Origin of the sequence: Conexibacter woesei DSM 14684, assembly GCF_000025265.1 — a bacterium.
GTDB lineage: Bacteria > Actinomycetota > Thermoleophilia > Solirubrobacterales > Solirubrobacteraceae > Conexibacter > Conexibacter woesei.
Map to the genome: position 1 here is coordinate 6174533 of NC_013739.1, position 22697 is coordinate 6197229.

The window sequence follows — 22697 nt, forward strand, 5'->3', positions numbered from 1 at the left end:
ATCAGACAGCTTCGTGCTCCGGATCCGACGTCACGGACGGAGCGTACGACGAATCGTCGAACCGCAGCACGCGGATCGTCGCGACGATCGCGATCAGCGTCATCACGACGGCGCTGCCGACGCACCACTGGCAGATCGCCTCGATCGTGAATATCTCGCGATACGTCAGGTACATCGAGAACGCGAAGCCGATGTAGGCCATGCCGGCCGTCGCGACCTTCGCCAGCTCGTTCTTCACGAACAGCGAGGCCAGGATCCCGACGTAGCCGACGAGGCCGAGGTACGGAACGGGCACTCCAGCGAGCTTCGCCCACTCCGAGCTCTGCACTCTCTCGCAACCGCCGGTCGAGCACGCTGGATCGAAGCCGCGGTAGTGGATGTAGCTGAGATAGCCGGCGATGCCGATCCCGATCACGCTCAGGACCAGCAGCGTGCGCTGAAGTGCCCGGTCGGTCATCCGCTCATCTCGCGTTTCTCTCGATGACCGGGTCGATTCTCTCCTTGAAGGCGTCGGCGCTGAGCTGCTCCACCTCAAGCGGCTCGAGCGTTCCGCCGGTCGGCCCGATCAGGAAGGACGGGGTCGACAGCTGCGGGAACGCCGCCGTCGCCTCCTCCTGGGCGTCGGTCAGGAGTCTCTGGACTCTCGCCGTGCCACGGTCGTCCATCGCTCTCTGCACGTCGACACCCGGAATCGCGCCGGCCGTTCTCGTGAGGAACTCGTCGGTCACGTAGCCCGAGTTCTCCTCGCCCTGGTTGGCGTAGAAGATGTCGATGAACTCGTACAGTCTGTTCTGCAGCCCGACGGCCTCGGCCATCTGCGCGCCGCGCGTCGAGTCGGTGCCGAGGAAGGCGAGGTTGCGGAACTCCAGCTTCACTCTGCCGGTCTTGACGTAGTCGTTGACGATCGACGGCAGCACCTGCAGCGAGAAGTCGCGGCAATACGGGCACTGGAGGTCGGCGAACTCGACCAGCGTGACCGGCGCTCTCGGGTCGCCGAGCGACGTGCCTCTCTGCTCGATCCCGCTGAACAGCGCGATCGCGTCTCTCTGACCGGCGACCGACTCGCCGGCTCTCTTCGCCGGCGTCTTGTCGTCGCCGCCACCGGTCGCGATCACGATCACGATGATGATCGCCGCCGCGAGTGCGAGGGCGCCGCCGAGCTGGAACAGGCGCGTGCGCTGTCTGGCGCGGGCGGCTTCGGCGCGTTCGCGCTCCTGCCGTTCCGTTCGCGCCGCAGCGCGGCGCTCTCTTCTCGTTCCGCTGGTGTCCGCCATCGCGTCGTTCCTCGATCTCCTGTTCGATGCACACGGGGCGAGACTGCCCCGCCCCCAACTGCTCTGACTCGCCGACCTTCACCCCGTGGCCGCGAATTGCGGCCACGGGCGATGGTAACGGGAGCGCATCATCGCGGGGCGACCTTAGGTTCCGCTCAATGCGGCGCGCCTACTTCACACGGAAGCTCCACGAGCCGGTCTGGACGTGGCCGTCGGAGACGACCGCGCGCCAACGGGCGGTGTAGCCGCCCGCCGCCAGCTGACGCGCGAACGACGCCGTCACGCTCGCGCCGGCCGGCCCGCTGCGGGCCGGCGCGACGCGGGTCGAGCCGCGGTAGACGTCGAGCTTGCCGGTCACGAGCCGCTGCGAGAAGGTGATCGCGACGCGCTTGACGTTGCGCGCGGTCGTGCCCGGCGCGGGGGTGCGCGACGCGATGCCGGCGTGCGCGGTCTGCGCCTGCGGACGCGTGCTCGCGCCGTGCGCCCGCTCGGCTGCGGTGAGCCTCACGGTCGGCGCCGGCTTGTCGGCGTCAGGTCTGCCGGTCCAGCGCACGACGGTGCCGTTCGAGTAGGTCTGCAGCGCGCCGAACGTCAGCGTGTCGCCGGCTCTGCCCGGAACCTTCACCGAGATGCGGAAGTCGCGGAACTGCCCCGGCGCGATCCGGCCGAGGCCTCTGCGCGTGCCGGTCCAGGTGATCGACGCGACCTCCCGGTCGACCGGCCCGTACGCCGTCTGCAGCGGTCTCGCGAGTCTGCGCGTGACGAGCTTCGCCTTCCAGCCGGCCTGCGCCTCGTACGAGGCCGACGCGAAGCCGGCGGGGAACTGCAGCTGGACCTTCGTCGTCGCCGCCTTGTCGTCCTCGTTCGGGACGCGCACGGACAGCACCTGGTAGCTGTCGGCGGGAATGCTCTTGGGGTTCAGCGTGACATGCGCCTGCGCGGCGCTCGGCAGCGCGAGTGCGGCGGTCGCGGCGGATGCCGCGAGCAGGGTGCGGGTTCGCATGGAGATGTGCTCCTCGGTGTCTGGGTGAACGGAATCGGGACCGGCCGCCGTGCGGCGGCGCCCGTCCGGCCAGACGTGCGGCGACGAGCCGTCCGCCGCGCGGCGGGGTCGTGCGCCGCGCGTGCGCGCAGCCGCGGCGCCGCGCCGGGCGCGGGAGGCGCCGAGCGCGCACGAGTACCGCGGTCAGGGTCCGCTCGCCGAGGTACCGGCCGCGCAGCAGCGCCGCTGCGATCAGCAGCGCGGGCGCGAGATACAGCAGGCCGGCGAGCGTCGTCGTCATGCGCTCGGCGTGCCCACTCCGCGGTTGCGGCGGAGCGAGAGCGCGAGCGCGGCGCCGCCGAGCAGCAGGCCCGCGAGCCCGGCGGCGAGGCCGGCGATCGCCAGGCCCTTGCTGGCGCCGTCGTCGGACGCACGCTCGCCCGCGGCTGCCGCGCCGTCGCGCTCGCCGCCGGACGACGCGCCGCCCTCGGCCGCCTCGCCGCCCGCCGCCTCTCCGCCGCCGTCGCCCTCCGCGCCGTGGCCGGCGCCGGCGCCCTCGCCGGCACCGGCCGGGGCGACGACCTCGACCTGCGCGGCCGGCAGCTCGGCGTCGGGCGCGCCGATCCAGCGCACGACCTCGCCGCCGACGTACGTCTGCAACGCCTTGAACGTCAGCGTCGTGCCGACTCTCTCCGGGATCTGCACCGAGATCGGGAAGTCGGTGAAGGCGCCGGGCGGGATCCGCCCGCCGCTCCAGACGATCCGCGAGACCTGCTCGGAGATCGGCCCGTTCTCGGTCTCGATCGGGGTGCTCAGCCGCTCGCGGATCACGTCGACGTCCCAGCCCGGGACGGGCTCGAACGAGACGGACGTGAAGCCGGGCGGCAGCTTCAGGTCGACCTTCGCCGTGGCGGCGTCGTCGCGCTCGTTCGGGACGCGCACGTCGAGCACCGTGAAGGAGCCGGCGGGGGCGGTCTTCGGCACGACGCTGACGTGTGCCTGCGCGACGCCGGCCGATGCGAGCGCCGCGACGGCGGACGCGGCGACGGCGAGCGCCGCTGTGCGGGCCGCCGTGTGGGCGAAGCGGAGTCTCATGTCGTTCCTCTCGTGCGCGGGAGCAGGGCGTCGGTGCGCTCGGCGAGCCGCGCGTCGCGGCCGAGCAGGTCGATGAAGACGACGGCGAGCGCGATGCCGAAGATCAGGAACTCGGCGAGGCACATCGCCGCGCCCGCGATCTGCTGGTCGCGCAGCGGGTCGATGCCGTACGCCCGCGGCGCGTCGACGTAGCGCGGGTAGAGCGTCGTCGACAGCCACGTCAGCGGCAGGCAGACGGCGGCGGAGACGAGCCGCGTGAAGCCGAGGTAGCCGAGCCGGATCGGGTGCGGCTTGCGCCGCTCGCTCGGCAGCGGGTCGACGATCAGCCACCAGACGGCGAGGCCGGCGTAGAACAGCGTCGCGTGCTGGAGCGCGTGCAGCGCCGGGCTCGCGGCGGCGGCGTCGAAGACGGCCGGCAGCGCCCACACCCACGTCGCGATCGCCCACACCGGCAGCGCGACCCACGGCCGCGTCGCGACGTGGATGAAGCGACCGAGCTTGCCGCCCGGCGCGATCCAGCGCAGCCCCGCCTTCGGCAGGCCGAGCGGCAGGATCGGCGCGCGCAGGCCGAGCACCAGCAGCGCCGGCGCGAGGTCGGCGATCGCGACGTGCTGGAGCATGTGCGCGGACAGCAGGTACTGCTCGCCGATCTCGTCCAGCGGCGACATCAGCGCGATCGCGAGCACGCCGAGCCCCGCCGCGTAGGGCAGCCAGTGCCCGACCCCCGGCGGCTTCGGCGCGACGCGGCACGCGCGTCTGTATGCGACCGCGTACGACCACGCGGCGATCGCGATCGCCGCCACGACGAGCGGGTCGAAGGTCCAGTCGGTCCAGCTGGGAGCGTTCATCGAACGGGCACCTCCACCCGCGTCGTGTATTCGTCGAAGTCCGAGACGCGTGCGCTGACGCGCACGGTCCAGGTGCCGGGAACGCCAAGCGCGACGTTCGCGACGTAGTGGCCGGGTCCGGCCTTGTCGGCGGGCGCGTCGAGCGGCCCGATCCCCTCGTCCTCCTCGGTCGCGGCGATCGTCACCTCTCTGGCGCCGTCGAACTGGCTGCCGTCTCTCGGGTTCAACAGGTAGACGTGCAGCTCGTTGGAGCCGACCGCGGCCGGGTCGACCGTCAGCTGGAGCTGGATCGGGCCCAGCTCCGTCGTGCGGTCGAACGGACCGGAGCGCTCCGCTGTCGACGGCGCGTAGGCCGTCAGGAACGCGGTCGCGGCCAGCACGCCCGCGATCAGCAGCAGCTCGCCGCGCAGGGTGCGACGCAGCAGCAGGCCCGCACCGCCGGGCGCCGCGCCGGCTGCCGCGACCACGCGCAGCCGCGGCAGCACGCGCCGGCGCTGCACGGCGCCGAGCCCGATCAGCGCGAGCAGCAGCACGAGCTTGACGAGCACCGCGCGGCCGAAGGCAGTGTCGAACAGGTGCGCGACTGTGCGCACCTCGACGACGCCCTGGACCGTCCCGCTCAGCACGATCGCGATCACGGCGCACAGCGCCAGCGGCGAGAAGCGCAGCAGCGTCGCCGCCAGCAGGCGGCTGCGGTCGCCGCGCTCCGGGAGCGCCCGCGTCGCCGCCGGCAGCGCGAGCAGCAGCGTCGCGAGGCCGCCCACCCACACGCTCATCGCGGCGACATGGAGCGCGTTGGCGGGCAGCAGCAGCCAGACCGGCGACTGGACCGACGCGTGCCCGCTGAGCGCGGGGAGCAGCAACAGGAAGGCCGCGAGCGGCGCGAACGCGAGCAGCGCCACGGGCGACGGCGCGGCCGGCTCCCGGTCGACGCCCGCGCGCGGGCGCAGCGCGAACGCGGCAAGCGCCGCCAGCGCCAGCCATGCGACGACGCCGATCCCCCAGACGGTCCCGAAGCGGGTGCCGAGCGTCTCCTTCACGATCGACGGTCTGAGCGCGTCGAAGCCGGTGACGCCGGCCGCCTCGGCACCCTGCAGCACGACCCCGGCCGCCGCGCTGAACGCGCCGAGCAGCGCGGCGCCGGCGACGAGCCGGCGGTGGCGCCGGACGAACGCGGTGGCGGCCGCCGCCGGGGCGACGCCGGCCGCGAGCACGCCGCGCCAGACGAGCAGCAGGAACGCGAGCGCCCCGACCGCGATCGCGATCGCGGCGAACTGAAGCCCGCGCGCGACGCCGAACACGGCGTCGGTGACCGGTCCGGTGTCCTGCCCGCCGAGCAGCTCCGCGACGGTCTTGCCCGCCGCGCTCGCCTCCCCGATCGAGAAGACGACGCCGCTGGAGATCACGTGCGCGTCGGCGGAGACGACCCGGTAGGTCGCCGTGTACGTGCCGTCGGCGAGACCGTCGCGCAGGTGCACGGCGATCTCGTTCCCACGGTCGCCGGGATGGAAGGCGTCGCCCTCGTCGACGCGCCGACCGGAGGCGTCGAAGACGCGCACCGCGCCGAAGTTGCCCTCGACCGGCTCGCTGAAGCGGAAGACGACCTGCTCCGGCTGCTGTCGGAGGACGGCGCCGCGCTGGGGGACGGTCTCCTCCAGCTGCGCGTGCGCGGCCGCCTGCGCGGGCGCGATCAGCCCGAGCAGCAGGACGAGCCCCAGCAGGCGCTTCACCACGCCTCCCGCCCTCCGCCCGCGCCGGAGGCCGCACCGCCCGCGCCGCCGTCACGCCGCCGTCGAACGATCACGACCGCCAGCACGGCCAGCAGCGCGACGGCGACGAGCGCGACGACGGCAATCATTCCCCCGCCCGCCCAGCCGCTTCCGCCCTCCTCGCCGACCCACCACAGCGTCCCGCCGATCGCGGCTGCTCTGCCGCCGACGGAGATCGGGACCCTGTAGTCGAAGATCTTCGTTCTGACGTCCTCGTCTCTGACCTGCGGGGCGATCCCTCTCACCATCCAGTGCATGCGATGGTCGTGCCACTCGAAGCGGCCGGTTCTGTCCTGCACCTCCCACGCGGGCGCGGCGCGCGGGTTCTTGCGCACGGCGGCGGGGACCGGCACGTTCGCGTAGCGCTCGTCGTTGAGGAAGTACGCGGGCGATCTGCGGTTGACCTCGACGGTGCCGTCGGCCGAGATCCGCGCATACGGCTCTCTCTGGTAGCCGTAGATCAGCACGGTCTCGCCCGAGCGGTTGTCGAGCTCGAAGCGGTCGTCGTAGTTCAGGACCTGGACGCGCACGCCGCTCGCCTCGGGATCGACGCCCCTGAGGATCGAGCGGTAGCGCGGGTCGCCCTGATGCGCGGTGGCGGTCGCCGACAGCGCGGCGACGATCGCCAGCACGGCCGCGAGCGCCGCTGCGAGGCGGGGCATGCGTTGCTCCTATGGAAGATCGATGGTCGAAGCGCGCAGCGGCGCGACGACCCGACCTCGGGCTGTCGTGCGGCTACGCCGGGACGAGCGCGCGCACGGGCGGCGCACGACCGGCCGCGGCGCCCGCGAGCGGGTCGACGCGGCGCAGCAGGACGCGCGCCGGGCGCAACCGCGGCGCCGGCTCGGCGGCCGGGCGCGGACGCGCGGCGACCGCGCGGCGCACGAGCGCGAGCACGGCCTGGGCGCCCCGCAGCAGCAGCGCGAGCAGTCCGCCGATCGCGAGCGAGAGCGGCGCCATCAGCCAACCGCCGTGCCCCAGCACGCCCTCGACGCCCGGCGGGTGGCCGGCGACGAGGAACCCTTCGAGCAGCTCCTGGCCGGTGTAGATCCCGGCCAGCACGAGCGCCGCGACGGCCCACAGCTTCAGCAGCCCGCGGCGCGGCGACGGCGCGGCGTCCGTGCCGGCGGCGGCGCGACCGCACCAGGCGCTCGCGAGGTGCGTCAGGAAGCCGCCGAGCGCGACCGCGCAGAGCACGATCGCGACCGCCTCGATCGAGCCGAGGTAGGAGTGCCCCTCGTCCGCCAGCCGCTGCTCGGCGCCCGCGCCGAACGCGAGCAGGTAGCGCAGCTGATGGACCGCGAGCGCCGCCAGCGGAAGCAGCGCCATGCCGCGGTAACGGTGGAAGGGGCCCAGCATGGCGCGCAACGTTACCGCGTCTTCAGCGCAGCTTGAGGCAACCGGCCATACTCGGGTGGGTGAGGCCGCGGATCCCCGTCATCGCCGCTCTGCTCGCAGCTGCCGCACCGGGTGCCGCCGTGCTCGGCGGCTGCGGATCCGCCGACGAGACCGCGACGGGCGCGCAGCCGCCGCCCGCGCAGGCGACCGTCGGGCAGCCGCCCGCCTACGAGGAGCAGGCGGTCGACAAGCTGAAGCGCAACCCGCGCGCGGTCGACCCCGACGCCGGCGTCGCGGCCGACTTCGACCCGAACGCGAACGCCAGCGTCACGAACGCCGCGGAGCTGCCGCAGCCGCGCACCGACGCGGAGATCCGCGCGGAGCTGGAGCGCAGCGGCATCCCCTCGGGCGAGCAAGCGAGCGTGACCTCGGACGGGCTCGCGGTCGCGCCGCTCGGCGCGCCCGACGTCGTGCAGGCGGTGATCCAGGCGGGCAACCAGATCGCGCGTCTGCCGTACCGCTACGGCGGCGGCCACCAGACGTGGATCGACACCGCGTACGACTGCTCCGCCTCGATCAGCTTCGCGTTCGCCGCCGCCGGCATGCTCGACCGGCCGCTCGTCTCCGGCGACCTCGCCAACTGGGGCGCGGCCGGGCCGGGCAGATGGATCACGATCTACGCCAACGGCGGCCACGTCTTCATGTACGTCGCCGGCCTGCGCTTCGACACCAGCGGGCTGCGCGTGACCGGTTCCCGCTGGCAGGCCGAGCCGCGCAGCAGCGCCGGCTTCACCGTGCGTCATCCCGTCGGGCTGTAGCCGGGGCGGCGCGCGCCGAGAGCGCCCGTCACGCCACGGCGCGCAGGTGCCTGCGCGATCTGCCGTCGATCGCGGCGAGGAAGTCGTCGAGCATCCGCCACGTCGTGCGGCGCGCGGCGCGGCCAGTCAGCACGCCGAGGTGGCCGCCGGGGGCGGTCGCGGTCTTCACCTGCGCCGCGTTCGGGAGCAGCTCGGCGACCCGGTGCACGGCCGCCTGCGGCGCGATCCCGTCACCCTCCCCCGCGATCGACAGCACCGGCGCGGTCACGCCGGACAGCTCGATCGTGCGCTCGCCGAGCCGGATGCGCCCCTCCGCGAGGTCGTTGCGGCGCAGCATCCGGTGGTAGATCTGGCCGAAGGTGCGGCCGGGGTAGGCCAGCATGCCCGCCATGAAGCGGTCGACCGCCTCGACCTGTGCGAGGAAGTCGCGGTCGTCGAGGTTGGTCGCGAGCGTGAACGGCTTCATCACGTACTTGTCGAACCCGGCGAGCTGGTAGGCGCGGCGCACGAGCGGCGCGGGCGCGCCGCCGAGCGCCTTGTACGCGAGCGTCCCGACCGACCCGCCGGCGATGTTCACGAGCGGCCGCAGCGGCGCGACGAGCGGCACCGCGCTCGTGTCGAACGGGCTCGCGACGAGCGCGACCGACTGGACGCGCTGCGGCGCGTCGGCGGCAACCAGCAGCGCCATGATCCCGCCGAGGCACCAGCCGACGAGCTGCACCTGCTCGGAGCCCGCGTCCGCGGTCACCGCGTCGATCGCGCGCGGGATCACGTCGTCGATCCAGTGCTCGATCCCGAGGTTGCGGTCGCCGAACGCGATCGCGCCGTAGTCGAGCAGATAGGTCGGGTGGCCGGCGGCGAGCAGGTGCTCGGCGACGCTGCAGCCGCGCCGCAGGTCGAAGCAGGTCGCCGGCGCGGCGAGCGGCGGCACGAGCAGGACCGGCGGCCGCGCCGAGCGCGGCGCGCCGGCGCCGCGCTCCTCGCCGGGGCGCAGGTAGCGCCGCACGGTCCGCTGCGGGCCCTCGTCGACGATCGCGGACGGCAGCGGACGCAGGTCCGCGAGACCGCCTCTGACGAGCCGGTCGAAGACGTTCGCGGCGGCGGCGCCGAGCTGGTCCGGCGTGGGAATCAGGTCCATCGCCCGGAAAGTGTGCCACGCACGTGGCCGCGGCCGCCCCTCAAGGTGGTCTAGGCGGCGCGCGCGGCCTGCCGGCCGTCGCCGAGCAGCAGCTCGACGACGCGGTCGGGCCGCTCGATCTGCGGGCAGTGGCCGCAGTCCTCGAACAGCTCCAGGCGCGCGTCGGCGACCTCGTCGAGCACACGCGCGGCGCCGCTGGAGTAGACCATCCGATCGCGGTCGCCCCAGATCAGCAGCACCGGGCAGTCGATCGCCGCGAGGTCGAATGGGTCCCGCAGCTCCGGCAGCAGCCGCCGGCCGGACGCGAGCAGCCGCGCGACGGCGGCGCGGTCGCGATGGTGGCGGGCGAACGCCCGCACGACGCCGGGCTCGATCTGCTCGGCGTGCGCGAACGCGAGCGCGCGGTAGACGCGCCCGACGACCTCCTCGACGGCACGGCCCGGGAGCGGGACGGGGAGCGCGAGCAGCGAGCGCAGCACGGGGTCGCGCTCGACGAGGCGGAACCAACCGGCCATGTCGAGGCCGGCGGGCGCGAGCGCGACCACGCGCGAGACGCCGGCGCCGCGGACCGCGCCGCGTTCGGCGAGCCGCAGCGCGAGACAGCCGCCGAGCGAGTTGCCGACGACGACCGCGCGACGGCCGCCGCGTCTGGTGAGCGCGCGTCTGGCGCCGGCGCCGGTGCGACCGCCGCCCGTACGCCGGGCGCGGCCGATGTCGGCCGTCGCGTACGCGAGCGCCTCGGCCCCGAACGCGTCGAGCTGCGGCAGCAGCGGCCCGTCGCCTGCGCGATCGGCGCGGCCGAAGCCGGGCAGGTCGACCGCGATCGCGCGGCGGCCGCGGCGCGCCAGCAGGTCGAGCACGTGGCGCCAGGTGTCGGCGCTGTCCGACCAGCCGTGGAAGAGCACGATCGGCTCGCCGCCGCCCTCCAGCTCGAGCACGCGCGTCTCGACGCCGGCGAACTGCATGCGGTGCTCGAACAGAGGCTCCATGACGTTCTCCTCCACCCCCGTGGACGATCTCTCCTCCACGTTTGTAGCAAACGTCACGGTCTCCGCGCGCAGATGCGCCAGCTTCGCCGGACGGGCGGCGCATCGCCGCCCCGCTGCGACGCGCCGCCGTGGCTCCCGCGTGTCCGGTGCTGCGTGTGGGCGAAAGGGGGCCCGTTCGAACGGGCCCCCTTCCCCCTGCTGCCGGCCTACGGGTCGAGGGGGTGTCGCCGCGGCCGGCGGTTGCGCACGGAAGGCGTGCTCCGAAGACGTTGCGCGAACCCAAGCGCCGGACCCGGATCGCTGACGGGTCGACCGACTTGGTAGGTAGGTCCGCGCCGAACGTCCATGCCGTCTTCGTCTCATGCCCCCTGCTGATGAGAACGTACGCACGTGGCCCGAGCGACGCACCAGGCGTATGACCCTAGACTTTTAGCTCGCAAACCCTGGGTATTCCTGCGATCTGCCGGGAGCCCGTCGATCGACGCACCTGTGAGCCGTATAGGGTTCGGTATGTGAGCTCGAATGAGGCCCGCGGGGGGGTCGACGAGGGCCCACCCACCCCACCCACACCCGCGCCACGGCGGCGCGCGGGCGTCCACGCGCTCGACGACGACCCGCTGGAGCGCGATGCCGAGATCGAGGCGGTGCGCGAAGCGATCGACGCCGCCTGCGCGAACGACGGCCGCATCCTCTTCCTCGAAGGCGCCGCCGGGCTCGGAAAGACGCACCTGATGACGCTCGCCACGCGCGCGGCGCAGCAGCAGGGGATGGTGGTGCTGCGGGCGCGCGGAGGCGAGCTGGAGCGGCAGTACCCGTTCGGCGTCGCGCTGCAGCTGTACGAGCCGTACCTGTCATCGGTCTCGCCGCGCGAGCGGCGGCGGGTGCTGGCCGGCGCCGCCGCCCACGCCGAGCCCGCGCTGTCAGGCCGCGTGCGGATGCAGGAGGCCTCCGGCCCGCCCGAGTTCCCGCTGCTGCACGGGCTCCACTGGATCGCGGCGAACATCGCCGAGCACCGCCCGCTGCTGATCGCCGTCGACGACGCGCACACCGCCGACGACGCCTCGATGCGCGCGCTGCTCTACACCGCGCAGCGCAGCGAGGACCTGCCGCTGCTGATCGTCGTGACCGCGCGCCCGCGTCCGACCGACGACGACAGCGGCGACGCGCTGGCGGCGCTGGCGACGCATCCGCTCGTGCGGCGGCTGCAACTGGTCCCGCTCAGCCGAGCGGCGATCGCCACGATCGTGCGCGCCGCGCTGCCCGCCGCCGACGACGCCTTCTGCGACGCCTGCTGGCGCGTGACCGGCGGCAACCCCTTCTTCGCGCGCGAGCTGCTGGCGGAGCTGTCCAGCTCGGCGATCGAGCCGACCGCCGCCAACGCCGAGGCGGTCGCCGGCCTCGGGCCGACGACGATCGCGCGGGCGACCGCCGGCCGGCTCGAGCGGCTGGCGCCGGGAGCGGCGCCGCTCGCGCGCGCCGTCGCCGTGCTCGGCGACGCCGCGCCGCTGACGCAGGCGGCCGCGCTCGCCGGCATCAGCCCTCCGCAGGCGCGCGCCGCCGCGGATCAGCTCGCCGCCGCCGACGTGCTGCGGCCCGCCGGCGACCTCGGCTTCGTGCACCCGATCGTCCGCCAGGCGGTCTATCTCGGGATCCCCGGCGCCGAGCGCGCGCAGCTGCACCTCGACGCCGCGCAGCTGCTGCGCCGCGACGGCGAGAACGGCGTCGACCGCGCCGCCGCGCACCTGCTGCACACGCTGCCGACCGGGGAGGCGTGGATCGTCGACTGCCTCCACGCTGCCGGCCGCCGCGCGCTCGCCGGCGGCTCCCCCGCGACCGCCGCGCGGCTGCTGCTGCGCGCGCTCGACGAGGCGCCGCCGAGCGGCGTGCGCGCCGAGCTGCTGATCGACCTCGGCCGCGCCGACGCGCTCGCCGGGCGTCCGACCGGACCCGACCGGCTGCGCGAGGCGGTCGCGCTGCTGGAGCAGCCGGAGGCGCGCGCCCGCGCGCTCGGGCAGCTCGGCCAGGCGCTCTACGCGGCCGGCGACAACGACGGCGCCGCGGCCGCCTTCGACGAGGGCCTGCGCGTGCTCGACGGCGCCGACCCTGTGCTGGAGGAGGAGCTGACCGCGGGCTACCTGAGCGCCGCCCGGCTCGACTTCCGCAGACGCGAGGCGGCGCTGACGCGCTTCAAGGACCTGCTGTCCGGGTCGAGCGAGGCGACCACGCCGGCGCAGCGCGAGCTGCTCGCGCAACGCGCGACCGAGCACGCGATGCTCGGCACCTCGACCGCCGAGGAGGTGCGGACGCTGACCCACCGCGCGCTCGGCGGCGAGCAGATGCTGCGGGAGGTGACCGCAGACGGCACCGCCTACGTCGCCGCCGTCGCCGCGCTCTTCTTCGCCGGCTGGCTCGACGACGTCGAGCTGACCGCCACGGCGGGGCTCGACGACGCGCGCACGCGCGGCTCGGTCGTCGGCTTCGCCGCGATGTCGACGTTGCGCGGGGCGGCTCGCTACCAGCGCGGCGACCTCGTCGGCGCGCTCGGCGACCTCGAGGGCGGACGCGAGCTGCTGCCGGTGATGATGGTCGTGCGACCGTTCGCGCTCGGCTACACGGCGCTCGCCCACCTCGACCGCGGCGAGCCCGACGCGGCTGCGCGGCTGCTCGCCCACCCGCCCGAGGACGACCTTCCCGAGCAGTTCACCTACAACTGGATGCTGTGGGCGCGCGGCCGCCTCGCGCTCGCCGCCGGCGACCCGGCCGCGGCGCTGGAGGACCTGCTCGAATGCGGCCGGCGACAGGCCGCGATCCCGGCGCCGAACCCGGCGATCGTGCCGTGGCGCTCGGAAGCAGCGATCGCGGCGCTCAAGCTCAACCGCGCCGAGCAGGCGCACGAGCTCGCGCACGAGGAGCTGCGGCGCGCCCGCGCGTTCGGCTCCGCGCGGGCGCTCGGCACGGCGCTGCGCGCGGCCGGCCTGGTCGCCGGCGGCACGCCGGGGATCGCGCTGCTGGAGGAGTCGGTCGACGTGCTCGAGCAGTCGCCGGCCGCGCTGGAGTCGGCGCGCTCGCTCGTCGACCTCGGCGCCGCGCGCCGCCGCGCCCGCCAGCAGACGGCCGCGCGCGAGACGCTGCGGCTCGGGCTCGACGCGGCGTACCGCTGCGGCGCGGCGGGTCTCGCCGCGCAGGCGCGCGCGGAGCTGGTCGCGGCCGGCGCACGGCCGCGCCGACCGGCGCTCAGCGGCGTCCACGCGCTGACGCCGAGCGAGCGGCGCGTCAGCGAGCTGGCCGCGAACGGACTGACCAACCGCGAGATCGCGCAGGCGCTGTTCGTCTCGACCAAGACGGTCGAGTTCCACCTCCGCAACGCGTACCTGAAGCTGCGGATCCGCTCGCGCGGCCAGCTGGCCGCGGCGCTCGCCGGCGCGGAGCCGGCGTAGCGGCGCGGGCCGTGCCGCCGCGGCGAGCCGCGCGGGCCGCCGGCCGCGGCGGCCGTGCCTACGCGCGCCCGTAGACGGGGATCGCCGCGCCGCTGGTGACGGCGCCGTCGTCGGAGCAGAGGTGGGCGATCACGCCGGCGATCTGCGCCGGCGCGACCCACTTCGCGTGGTCGGCTCTCGGCATCGAGGCGCGGTTCGCGGGCGTGTCGATCACGCTCGGCAGGATCGCGTTGCAGCGCACCAGGTCGTCCTTGTACTCGACCGCGACCGCCTGCGCGAACGCGATCACGGCCGCCTTCGCGGTGACGTAGCCGGCCGCGCCGGAGAACGGCTGCAGCGCGGCGCGGCTGCCGACGCAGACGACCGCGCCGCCGCCGGCGGCGACGAGGTGGGGCAGCGCCGCCTGCGTGACGAGGTAGGTCGGCCGCAGGTTGAGCCGCAGCTGCGCCTCGAACTCCTCGATCGGCGCGTCGGCGACCTTCGCGCCCATCGCGAAGCCGCCGACGAGGTTGACGACGCCCTTCAGCGGAGCGGCGTCGTCGCCCGCCGCCTGCGCGACGACACCTGCGACGGCGCCGGCGTCGAACAGGTCTGCCTCGACCAGCACGAGCCCGTCGCGCCGCTCGACGCGCGCCAGCTCCCGCTCGGCGACCCATGGCACGACGACGCGCCAGCCGTCGTCGAGGAACCTGCCGGCGACGGCGGCTCCGAGACCGCCGGTGCCGCCTGTGACGAGTGCGGTGCGCGTGCGTGACATGACGACAACGCTAGCGCTCCGGGCCGTCCGCATCCGGCTCTATCGTCGCGACGATGCAGGTGCGTGAGCTGAGCGACGGCCAGGAGTTCGAGCAGGCGCTGCTGGTGCGCGCGGCTGAACCGCGCACCGCGCGCGACGGCCGCGCGCTGCTGCGCCTGCGGCTCGGCGATCGCAGCGGCTCGATCACGGCCGTCGTGCGCGAGCCGGGCGAGCAGGACCGGACGCTGCTGAGAGGCGGAGCGGTCGTCTGGGTCCGCGCCCGCTACGAGGTCGACGAGCGCTATGGGCCGCAGCTGGCGCTGGAAGCGTGGCGCGAGGCCGCGCCACACGAGTTCAACCGGCTGGATCTGACCGCCGGACCGCCACGCTCGCCCGAACAGATGGAGGCCGATCTGCGCGCCCTGCTGGCGACGATCCGCGACGAGCACCTGCGCACGCTGCTGGATGGCGTCTTCGGTGCGCAGACGGCGAGCTGGGAGCGCTTCCGCGCGGCACCGGCGGCGAAGTACTACCACCAGGCGTATCGGCACGGGCTGCTGGAGCATTCGCTGACCGTCGCGCAGGGCGTCAGCGCGATGGCGGCGACGTTCCCCGGCATCGACCGCGACGTCGCGGTGACCGGCGCGCTGCTGCACGACGTCGGCAAACTCGACGCATACACGAGCGAGGAGCCGATCGAGCTGACCGACGCCGGCCGCCTCCAGGGCGAGATCGCACTCGGCTATCACACCGTTCGGGAGCTGATCGAGCGGATCGACGGCTTTCCGCCGCCGCTCGCGCAGGCGATCCTGCACATCATCCTCAGCCACCACGGCTCGCTCGCGCACGGCAGCCCCGTCGTCCCGTGCACGCGCGAGGCGACGCTCGTGCACATGATCGACAACCTCGGCGGGCGGCTCGGCAGCTTCGACCGGATCGAACGCGAGCTGCCGCCGGGCGCGACCTGGTCCTCTTGGGACAAGGCACTTGGCGCGGGGGCGTACTTCCCCGACGCCGCCGGGTCGCCCGCGCCTGCTGACAGCGAGCTGGCAGCGTGACGCCCACAGCCGACTAAAGTCCGCAAATAGCGGGCGTTGCGGCGCCACACCGAAAGGGAGCAAAGCCCCGCTGACTACAGTGTCGCGACCACATGGCGAAGGACACTGAGAAGCTGATCCGCCAGCTCTCGCTCATCAGCTACCTGATGGCGGAGCGGCGGCCCGTCACAGCACCCGAGATCCGTCGCGACGTCGAGGGCTACAGCGCGATGAACGAGGACGCGTTCGCGCGCCGCTTCTACGCCGACCGCTCCGAGCTCGAGGCGCTCGGGATCCAGCTGTCGGTCGACAAGCCCGTCGAGGGCCTCGCGGAGCAGGAGAACTACTCGCTCCCGCCGGAGAACTTCCACCTCCCCGCGATCGAGTTCAGCAACGACGAGCTCGCCGGGCTGTCGACCGCGCTGAGCCTGCTCGACGGCGAGTTCGCCTACGCCGAGCCGCTGCGCCTGGCGCTGCAGCAGATCTCGTGGGGCCGGCCGAGCCCGCTCAACGCGCCCGAGCAGCGCTCGATCGCGCTCGGCATCACCGCCTCCGCCGGCGGCCATGACCTGTCGCAGCGACTGGCGAAGATCGAGACGGCGATCTTCCGCCGCAAGACGATCGTCTTCGACTACTACACGATGCAGCGCGACGACCTCGGCACGCGCAGGGTCGACCCGTACCAGCTGCTGTTCGAGGGCGGCCAGTTCTACCTCCTCGGCCGCGCGCACGAGCGCGACGCGATCCGCGTCTTCCGCCTCTCGCGGATCCGCGGCAAGGTCGCGTACGCGTCGAAGGCCGAGCACGACTTCCAGCGCCCCGAGGAGTTCGACCCACGCGACTACGCGAACCGCATCCCGTGGCAGTTCGGCGAGCCGATCGGCACCGCGGAGGTGCTGATCGCGGGGCGGATCGCGTGGCAGGTCGAGCGCCACTTCGGCCGCTACGGGACGTTCCGCGCGGCCGACGCCGCGGAGGGCGACGACGGCGACCGCGTCTTCGTGACCGACTACGCCGACGCGCGGCAGCTCGTCGCGTGGGTGCTCGGGCTCGGCGAGCACGCGCGCCTGCTGACGCCCACGGAGCTGGTCGACGAGCTCGACGCGCGACTGGCGCTGCTGATCGAGCGCCACGCCGACGGCCCCGAGCTGGCGCCGCCGATCGCGCCGGAGGAGCGCGTCGTCGAGCAGAACGGCAACGGCAACGGCCGCCGCGACGCCGCCGCGATCCGCCCGGAGCGGTTCGCGCGGCTCGTCACGCTCGCCTCGATCCTGATCACCGCCGGCCGCGCCGGCGAGCGGATCCCGGCCGCCGAGGTCTGCGAGCGGCTGCAGATCAGCGAGCAGGAGCTGCAGGAGGACATCGGCGTGCTGAACGTCGTCAACTTCGGCGCGGGCTCCTACGTGCTGTACGCCGAGGTGCAGGAGGACGGCATGATCGAGGCCGACCCGGAGGCGTACGGCGACTCGTTCGCGCGCCCGGCACGGCTGCTGCCGGTCGAGGCGAAGGCGCTCGTCGCCGCGATCGACCTGATCGGCGAGCACATCCCGGAGGACTCGCTCACGTCGGTGCGCAGAAAGGTCGTCGACGCGCTCGGTCACGACCCGATCCGTGAGGGGCTGCAGATCGTCACCGGCGGCGGCGGCGACGCCGACATCGCCCGCAGCGTGTCGACCGCGATCGTCAGCAACCGCCTGCTGACGATCGAGTACTACAAGGAGAACGAGGACGTCTTCTCCGAGCGCACGGTCGAGCCGTATGCGCTGATGAACGGGCGCGAGGGCTGGTACGTCGCCGCCTACGACCCGGCCAGAGGCGGCGTGCGGCACTTCCGCCTCGACCGCGTCAAGCGCGCCGCGATCGAGCAGACGAGATTCACGCCGCGTGCCGAGGTCGACCCGTCGCGCGATGTCGAGGGCTGGCCGCGCACCGGCGAGGTCGAGGCGTCGAGGCGAGCGCGTGTGTGGATCTCTCCGGAGCGCGCCCGCTGGGCGCGCGAGGAGCGCTCCGTCGTCGAGGAGCTGGCCGACGGCGCGGTCGTCGTCGAGCTGAGCTTCGCCGGCCTCGACTGGCTCGTGCGCGAGGTCCTCAAGGAAGCGGGCGACGCCGCCGTGCTGGAGCCCGACGACGCGCGCACGGCCGTGCGCGTCGCTGCGAACCGGCTCGTCCGCGTCTGAACGCGCCGTAGGATCGCCGGCCATGAGCCGCCGCGATCTGATCCGCATGGGCGAGCACGAGCTCGCCGACTTCCTCGACGAGCAGCGCACGGTGGTCGTCGCGACCAACGGCCCCGACGGCTGGCCGCACCTGATGCCGCTCTGGTACACGGTGCGCGACGGCGAGCTGTGGTCGTGGACGTACGCGAGATCACAGAAGGTCAAGAACCTGGAGCGCGACGATCGCGTCACGCTCCAGGTCGAGGACGGCACGGCCTACGACCAGCTGCGCGGCGTGATGGTCAAGGCGAACGTCCGCCTGCACCGCGACGCCGACGTCGTCACGGCCTTCGGGCTGGAGCTGTTCGCCCGCTACGGCGGAGGCGGCGACGCCGCCCCGGAGGTCGAGCAGATGGTGCGCGCGCAGGCGCCCAAGCGGGTCGCGCTGCAGTTCGTCGCCACCGAGCCGCCGGTGACGTGGGATCACCGCAAGCTCGGCGGGGTCTACTGACCGCCGGCGCACCCTTCCGCGGAACATCGGGCGCCCGCCGCCGTTACGCTGCCCTGAGATGAAGGATCTGCGAGGACTCATCCTGTCCGGGGGCAAGGGCACCCGGCTGCGGCCGATCACCCACACGAGCGCCAAGCAGCTCGTGCCGGTCGCGAACAAGCCCGTGCTCTTCTACGGCATCGAGGCGATGGCCGCCGCGGGCATCCGCGAGATCGGCATCATCATCGCGCCGGAGACCGGCGCGGAGATCCGCGAGATCGCGGGCGACGGCTCGCGCTTCGGCGTCGAGATCACGTACATCCTCCAGGACGAGCCGCTCGGGCTCGCGCACGCGGTCCTGACCGCCGAGCCGTTCCTGCAGGACGCCCCGTTCGTGATGTATCTCGGCGACAACCTGCTGCAGGGCGGCATCCAGGAGCTGGTCGACGCCTTCCGTAGCAGCGAGCCCGACGCGCTGATCCTGCTGACGCCCGTCGAGGACCCGGAGAACTACGGCGTCGCCGAGCTGAACGGCGACGGGACGGTCACCCGCCTGGTCGAGAAGCCGCCGGAGCCCGCGACCGACCTCGCGCTCGTCGGCGTCTACATGTTCACTGCCGGCATCCACGACGCCGCGCGCGCGATCGAGCCGTCCAGACGCGGCGAGCTGGAGATCACCGACGCGATCCAGCACCTCGTCGACGGCGGGCTGCGCGTCGAGCCGCACGTCGTGCGCGGCTGGTGGAAGGACACCGGCCGCCTCGACGACATGCTGGAGGCGAACCGCCTGATCCTCGACGCGATCGAGCCGCAGGTCGACGGCGAGCTGATCGACTCGACGGTCGACGGCCGCGTCGTCGTGGAGGCCGGCGCGACGCTGATCCGCGCGACCGTGCGCGGTCCCGCCGTGATCGCGGCGAACGCGAGGCTGACCGACTGTTACGTCGGCCCGTACACGGCGATCGGCGCCGGCTGCGAGGTGCAGAACGCCGAAGTCGAGCATTCGATCCTGCTCGCCGGCTCGTCCGTCCGCAACCTCGACGGGCGGATGGAGTCCTCGCTGCTCGGCCGCAACGTGAAGATCCGCCGCGACACGAGCCAGCCGCGCGCGTTCCGCTTCATGGTCGGCGACAACTCGGAGATCGGGATCCTGTGAAAGCCTGCGGCCGGAGGCCTTGGCTTCCACTGGGAGAACTCGCCTCGAGGCTCGTTCTCCCGCAGGCGGTGATCCTGTGAGCGGCAAGCTGCTCGTAACGGGTGCAGCCGGCATGCTCGGGCAGGACGTCGCGCGCGCGGCGCGCGCCGCCGGGCATGACGTGACCGCGCTCGCGCGCGCCGACCTCGACGTGACCGACGGGGCCGCGGTCGCCGCAGTGGTCACCGCGGCAGCGCCCGACGCCGTCGTCAACTGCGCCGCGTGGACGAACGTCGACGGCGCCGAGGACGCGCCCGAAGGTGCGCACGCCGTCAACGCGGACGCCGCCGGCCACCTCGCACGCGCCGCCACGAGCGCGGGGGCGCGACTCGTGCACGTCTCGACCGACTACGTCTTCGACGGGCAGCGCGCGGCCGGTGCCGCGCCGTACGTCGAGTCCGACGCGACGAACCCGCAGAGCGTCTACGGCCGCACGAAGCTCGCAGGCGAGCAGGCGGTCGCGGCCGCCGACGGCTCGCACGCGATCGTCCGCAGCTCGTGGCTGTTCGGCGTCAGCGGCGCGAACTTCGCCGCGACGATGCTGCGGCTCGGCGCGGAGCGCGACGAGGTCACCGTCGTCGAGGACCAGGTCGGCTGCCCGACCGCGACCGCCGACCTCGCCGAGGCGCTCGTCGCGCTGGCGGTCGGCGCAGCGCGCGAGGCGCAGGGCGTCTTCCACGTCGCGGGCGGCGGCGAGCCGGTCTCCTGGAACGCATTCGCGAGCGAGATCTTCCGGCAGGCCGGCGTCGACTGCCGCGTGCTGCCGTGCACGACGGCGGAGATGCCGCGGCCCGCGCCCCGACCTCCCTTCAGCGCGCTCACGACCGAGCGCGCCGATACGCCGCTCCTGCCGCCGTGGCAGGACGGCCTGACCCGCTTCCTCGACGCTCGAAAGGTCCTGCACGCATGAAGCTGCTCGTCTGCGGTGGAGCCGGCTTCATCGGCTCCAACTTCGTCCGGATCCGTGTGAAGGAGCACGGCGACGACGTCGTGGTGCTCGACAAGCTGACGTACGCGGGACGCCGAGAGAACCTCCACGACGTGCTCGACGACATCCGCTTCGTGCACGGCGCGATCGAGGATCCGGCCGCCGTCGCGGATGCGATCGCCGGCGTCGACGCGGTCGTCAACTTCGCCGCCGAGACGCACGTCGACCGCTCGATCGCCGAGCCGGACGCCTTCGTCGTCACCAACGGCCAGGGCACGTACGTGCTGCTGGAGGCCGCGCGCGCGGCCGGCGTCCGCTACGTCCAGATCTCGACCGACGAGGTCTACGGCTCGATCGAGGAAGGCTCCTTCACCGAGGAGTCGCCGCTGCAGCCGTCCTCCCCGTACAGCGCGACGAAGACCGGCGCGGACCTGCTCGTGACGAGCTACTTCCACACGTACGGGCTCGAGACGGTGATCTGCCGCGGTTCGAACAACTACGGGCCGTACCAGTACCCCGAGAAGCTGATCCCGCTGATGGTGCTCAACGCGCTGCACGGGGACAAGCTGCCGGTCTACGGCGACGGGATGCAGGTGCGCAACTGGCTCTACGTGACCGACTTCGGCCGCGGCATCGGCCACGTGCTCGAACACGGCAACCCGGGCGAGGTGTACAACGTCGGCGGCCCGGACGAGTGCCCGAACATCGAGGTCGTCAAGCGGATCGTCGCGGCGACCGGCAACGACGAGTCGCTGATCGAGTACGTCACCGACCGGCCCGGTCACGACCGCCGCTACTCGCTCGCGTCCGAGAAGCTGCGGGCGCTCGGCTGGGAGGCGCAGGTGCACTTCGCGGAGGGGCTGGAGCAGACGGTCGAGTGGTACCGCGAGAACACGTCGTGGTGGGAGCCGATCCGCTCCGGCGACTATCGCGAGTACTACGAGCGCCAGTACGGCCGCGCGCTCGGCGCCTAGCTCCGCCGCAGATCGGACATTCCAGCCGCACACCCCAGCTTTTGCCGGCGGAGTTAGACTGCGGTCGACTCGATGGCCAGTTCCGACCGCACCACTCCCCGCACCGCGGTCCCGCGCGGCCGGCACGCGCCCCCGCTGGAGGTTCGCCTCGGGCTGCAGCGCGAGCGGCTCTTCGAGGCCGCGGCGGCCGTCTTCTGCGAGACCGGCTACGCCGACGCCAGCGCCGAGTCGATCAGCCGCGCAGCCGGCATGTCGAAGGCGACGTTCTACGAGCACTTCGCCAACAAGGAGGAGTGCATCCTCGCGCTCTTCGACCATGCCTACGACGTCCTGCTGACGCGGATCGTGAAGGCCGCGACCGCCGCCGGCGACGAGCCGCTCGCGCGGATGCGCGAGGGGATGCGCGCCTTCCTCGTCGCGCTGGTCGAGTTCCCGAACGAGTCGCAGACGCTGCTGGTCGAGATCATCGGCGCCGGCCCCGCGGCGGCACAGCGGCGCGATGAGATCGTCGCGCGCTTCGCGAACGTGCTCGACAACGAGAACGAGCGGATGGCGCAGACGCACGACTTCCCCCGCTTCGCCTCGCCCGACGACGCGTTCGCCGTCATCGGCGCGATCGCCGAGCTGGCGTCGCGGCAGATCCGCCTCGGCCAGCCCGCGCACCCGCTCGACCTGCAGCCGGTGATCGAGCGCTTCGCGGTCGGCCTGCTCGGGCAGCGCACCCCGCCCGCGTGAGCGGCGACCGCGCCGGGCTTGCCGCTCTGACCGCGGAGGTCGTCGACTGCCGCAGATGCCCGCGGCTCGTCTCCTGGCGCGAGCAGGTCGCGACCGAGAAGCGGGCGGCGTTCGCCGACCAGGAGTATTGGGGTCGCCCCGCGCCGGGCTTTGGCGACCCGGACGCACGCCTGCTCGTGCTCGGCCTCGCGCCGGCCGCGCACGGCGCCAACCGCACCGGCCGCGTCTTCACCGGCGACCGCTCCGGCGACTGGCTGTACGCCGCGCTGTGGCGCTGCGGCATGGCGAACCAGCCGACCTCCGTCTCGCGCGACGACGGTCTCGAGCTGCATGGCGCCTACGTGACGGCGGCCGTCCGCTGTGCGCCGCCTGCGAACAAGCCGCTGCCGGCCGAGCGCGACACGTGCTTCCCCTACCTCGTGCGCGAACTGGAGCTGCTGCGCGAGGTGCGCGCGATCCTCTGCCTCGGCGGCTTCGCGTGGGACGCGGCGCTGCGCCTCCGCGCGGCGCTCGGCGACCCGGCGCCGCGGCCGAAGCCGAGATTCGGCCACGGCGCCGAACTGCCGGGCGCGCGCTGGGCGCTGATCGGCTGCTACCACCCGAGTCAGCAGAACACGTTCACCGGCCGGCTGACCGAGCCGATGACCGACGACGTGCTGCTGCGGGCGCGCGAGCTGGCGGGGATGGGCGCGCCGTAGCGAGCGTGCCGCAGCCGTGATCGCGTTCCGACACGAACGCGCGTTCGCCATGACGCCGGC

21 protein-coding genes are annotated in these 22697 nt (G+C 73.7%); 10 read left to right on the forward strand and 11 right to left on the reverse strand.

Features of this window, described 5'->3' with window-relative positions; translation table 11 throughout:
• Position 1: 1 nt before the first annotated feature.
• From CWOE_RS28980 to CWOE_RS29015, 8 genes are all read right to left on the reverse strand, one after another.
• A complete protein-coding gene (locus tag CWOE_RS28980; protein ID WP_012937223.1) occupies positions 2-457 on the reverse strand; it encodes a vitamin K epoxide reductase family protein in 456 nt (151 codons plus the stop codon).
• Positions 458-461: 4 nt separating this feature from the next.
• Positions 462-1274 (reverse strand): DsbA family protein, encoded by an 813-nt coding sequence (locus tag CWOE_RS28985; RefSeq protein WP_012937224.1) that lies wholly within the window; start codon positions 1272-1274, stop codon positions 462-464.
• Positions 1275-1443: 169 nt separating this feature from the next.
• Positions 1444-2277 (reverse strand): DUF1775 domain-containing protein, encoded by an 834-nt coding sequence (locus CWOE_RS31715; protein WP_012937225.1) that lies wholly within the window; start codon positions 2275-2277, stop codon positions 1444-1446.
• Between the two features lie 276 nt (positions 2278-2553).
• Entirely contained in the window at positions 2554-3351 is a 798-nt protein-coding gene (locus CWOE_RS28995) for a YcnI family protein (RefSeq protein ID WP_012937226.1), read from the reverse strand.
• Complete coding sequence (locus CWOE_RS29000) at positions 3348-4199, reverse strand: cytochrome c oxidase assembly protein (protein WP_012937227.1); 852 nt, start codon at positions 4197-4199, stop codon at positions 3348-3350. The genes CWOE_RS28995 and CWOE_RS29000 overlap by 4 nt, the downstream gene beginning before the upstream one ends.
• A complete protein-coding gene (locus tag CWOE_RS33725) occupies positions 4196-5929 on the reverse strand; it encodes a copper resistance CopC/CopD family protein (protein ID WP_012937228.1) in 1734 nt (577 codons plus the stop codon). The genes CWOE_RS29000 and CWOE_RS33725 overlap by 4 nt, the downstream gene beginning before the upstream one ends.
• A complete protein-coding gene (locus tag CWOE_RS29010) occupies positions 5926-6630 on the reverse strand; it encodes a hypothetical protein (protein ID WP_012937229.1) in 705 nt (234 codons plus the stop codon). Before CWOE_RS29010 ends, CWOE_RS33725 begins: the two co-directional genes overlap by 4 nt.
• A gap of 73 nt (positions 6631-6703) precedes the next feature.
• The gene (locus CWOE_RS29015; protein ID WP_012937230.1) at positions 6704-7327 is read right to left on the reverse strand and encodes a hypothetical protein; all 624 of its coding nucleotides are present in this window, start codon (positions 7325-7327) and stop codon (positions 6704-6706) included.
• Between the two features lie 59 nt (positions 7328-7386).
• Between CWOE_RS29015 and CWOE_RS31720 the strand changes: the two genes are divergently transcribed.
• On the forward strand, positions 7387-8124 hold the full coding sequence (locus CWOE_RS31720; protein WP_148261217.1) for a hypothetical protein: 738 nt from the start codon (positions 7387-7389) through the stop codon (positions 8122-8124).
• 28 nt (positions 8125-8152) lie between these two features.
• Here CWOE_RS31720 and CWOE_RS29025 read toward each other — a convergent pair whose 3' ends face one another.
• Together CWOE_RS29025 and CWOE_RS29030 are read right to left on the reverse strand one after the other, a co-directional pair.
• The gene (locus tag CWOE_RS29025; RefSeq protein WP_148261400.1) at positions 8153-9256 is read right to left on the reverse strand and encodes an alpha/beta fold hydrolase; all 1104 of its coding nucleotides are present in this window, start codon (positions 9254-9256) and stop codon (positions 8153-8155) included.
• A gap of 56 nt (positions 9257-9312) precedes the next feature.
• Positions 9313-10251, reverse strand: a complete 939-nt coding sequence (locus tag CWOE_RS29030) for an alpha/beta fold hydrolase (RefSeq protein ID WP_012937233.1) — start codon at positions 10249-10251, stop codon at positions 9313-9315.
• 512 nt (positions 10252-10763) lie between these two features.
• Here CWOE_RS29030 and CWOE_RS29035 point away from each other — a divergent pair.
• Positions 10764-13688, forward strand: a complete 2925-nt coding sequence (locus CWOE_RS29035; protein WP_012937234.1) for a helix-turn-helix transcriptional regulator — start codon at positions 10764-10766, stop codon at positions 13686-13688.
• A gap of 58 nt (positions 13689-13746) precedes the next feature.
• Here CWOE_RS29035 and CWOE_RS29040 read toward each other — a convergent pair whose 3' ends face one another.
• Positions 13747-14445, reverse strand: coding sequence for an SDR family NAD(P)-dependent oxidoreductase (locus CWOE_RS29040; RefSeq protein WP_012937235.1), 699 nt, complete (start codon positions 14443-14445; stop codon positions 13747-13749).
• Positions 14446-14498: 53 nt separating this feature from the next.
• Here CWOE_RS29040 and CWOE_RS31725 point away from each other — a divergent pair, with 53 nt between their 5' ends.
• The 8 genes from CWOE_RS31725 (at position 14499) to CWOE_RS29080 (ending at position 22637) form a co-directional block, all read left to right on the forward strand.
• Positions 14499-15482 carry a 3'-5' exoribonuclease YhaM family protein gene (locus tag CWOE_RS31725; protein ID WP_012937236.1) on the forward strand — a complete coding sequence of 328 codons (984 nt, stop codon included), beginning with the start codon at positions 14499-14501 and terminating at the stop codon, positions 15480-15482.
• A gap of 92 nt (positions 15483-15574) precedes the next feature.
• Positions 15575-17638 carry a helix-turn-helix transcriptional regulator gene (locus CWOE_RS29050; protein ID WP_012937237.1) on the forward strand — a complete coding sequence of 688 codons (2064 nt, stop codon included), beginning with the start codon at positions 15575-15577 and terminating at the stop codon, positions 17636-17638.
• A gap of 22 nt (positions 17639-17660) precedes the next feature.
• The gene (locus tag CWOE_RS29055; protein WP_012937238.1) at positions 17661-18128 is read left to right on the forward strand and encodes a pyridoxamine 5'-phosphate oxidase family protein; all 468 of its coding nucleotides are present in this window, start codon (positions 17661-17663) and stop codon (positions 18126-18128) included.
• Positions 18129-18186: 58 nt separating this feature from the next.
• On the forward strand, positions 18187-19263 hold the full coding sequence (locus CWOE_RS29060) for a glucose-1-phosphate thymidylyltransferase (RefSeq protein WP_012937239.1): 1077 nt from the start codon (positions 18187-18189) through the stop codon (positions 19261-19263).
• 76 nt (positions 19264-19339) lie between these two features.
• The gene (rfbD, locus tag CWOE_RS29065) at positions 19340-20212 is read left to right on the forward strand and encodes a dTDP-4-dehydrorhamnose reductase (protein WP_012937240.1); all 873 of its coding nucleotides are present in this window, start codon (positions 19340-19342) and stop codon (positions 20210-20212) included.
• Positions 20209-21204, forward strand: coding sequence for a dTDP-glucose 4,6-dehydratase (gene rfbB, locus CWOE_RS29070; RefSeq protein ID WP_012937241.1), 996 nt, complete (start codon positions 20209-20211; stop codon positions 21202-21204). The genes rfbD and rfbB overlap by 4 nt, the downstream gene beginning before the upstream one ends.
• 72 nt (positions 21205-21276) lie before the next feature.
• Positions 21277-21939, forward strand: coding sequence for a TetR/AcrR family transcriptional regulator (locus CWOE_RS29075; protein WP_012937242.1), 663 nt, complete (start codon positions 21277-21279; stop codon positions 21937-21939).
• Positions 21936-22637, forward strand: coding sequence for a uracil-DNA glycosylase (locus CWOE_RS29080; protein ID WP_012937243.1), 702 nt, complete (start codon positions 21936-21938; stop codon positions 22635-22637). The genes CWOE_RS29075 and CWOE_RS29080 overlap by 4 nt, the downstream gene beginning before the upstream one ends.
• Positions 22638-22697 lie beyond the last annotated feature (60 nt).

What these genes read in the sequence shown, in the direction of transcription:
- CWOE_RS28980 (WP_012937223.1), bottom strand. Translation starts at nt 457, where the DNA reads ATGACCGACCGGGCACTTCAGCGCACGCTGCTGGTCCTGAGCGTGATC.
- CWOE_RS28985 (WP_012937224.1), bottom strand. Translation starts at nt 1,274, where the DNA reads ATGGCGGACACCAGCGGAACGAGAAGAGAGCGCCGCGCTGCGGCGCGA.
- CWOE_RS31715 (WP_012937225.1), bottom strand. Translation starts at nt 2,277, where the DNA reads ATGCGAACCCGCACCCTGCTCGCGGCATCCGCCGCGACCGCCGCACTC.
- CWOE_RS28995 (WP_012937226.1), bottom strand. Translation starts at nt 3,351, where the DNA reads ATGAGACTCCGCTTCGCCCACACGGCGGCCCGCACAGCGGCGCTCGCC.
- CWOE_RS29000 (WP_012937227.1), bottom strand. Translation starts at nt 4,199, where the DNA reads ATGAACGCTCCCAGCTGGACCGACTGGACCTTCGACCCGCTCGTCGTG.
- CWOE_RS29010 (WP_012937229.1), bottom strand. Translation starts at nt 6,630, where the DNA reads ATGCCCCGCCTCGCAGCGGCGCTCGCGGCCGTGCTGGCGATCGTCGCC.
- CWOE_RS29015 (WP_012937230.1), bottom strand. Translation starts at nt 7,327, where the DNA reads ATGCTGGGCCCCTTCCACCGTTACCGCGGCATGGCGCTGCTTCCGCTG.
- CWOE_RS29030 (WP_012937233.1), bottom strand. Translation starts at nt 10,251, where the DNA reads ATGGAGCCTCTGTTCGAGCACCGCATGCAGTTCGCCGGCGTCGAGACG.
- CWOE_RS29040 (WP_012937235.1), bottom strand. Translation starts at nt 14,445, where the DNA reads ATGTCACGCACGCGCACCGCACTCGTCACAGGCGGCACCGGCGGTCTC.
- CWOE_RS31725 (WP_012937236.1), top strand. Translation starts at nt 14,499, where the DNA reads ATGCAGGTGCGTGAGCTGAGCGACGGCCAGGAGTTCGAGCAGGCGCTG.
- CWOE_RS29050 (WP_012937237.1), top strand. Translation starts at nt 15,575, where the DNA reads ATGGCGAAGGACACTGAGAAGCTGATCCGCCAGCTCTCGCTCATCAGC.
- CWOE_RS29055 (WP_012937238.1), top strand. Translation starts at nt 17,661, where the DNA reads ATGAGCCGCCGCGATCTGATCCGCATGGGCGAGCACGAGCTCGCCGAC.
- CWOE_RS29060 (WP_012937239.1), top strand. Translation starts at nt 18,187, where the DNA reads ATGAAGGATCTGCGAGGACTCATCCTGTCCGGGGGCAAGGGCACCCGG.
- rfbB (WP_012937241.1), top strand. Translation starts at nt 20,209, where the DNA reads ATGAAGCTGCTCGTCTGCGGTGGAGCCGGCTTCATCGGCTCCAACTTC.
- CWOE_RS29075 (WP_012937242.1), top strand. Translation starts at nt 21,277, where the DNA reads ATGGCCAGTTCCGACCGCACCACTCCCCGCACCGCGGTCCCGCGCGGC.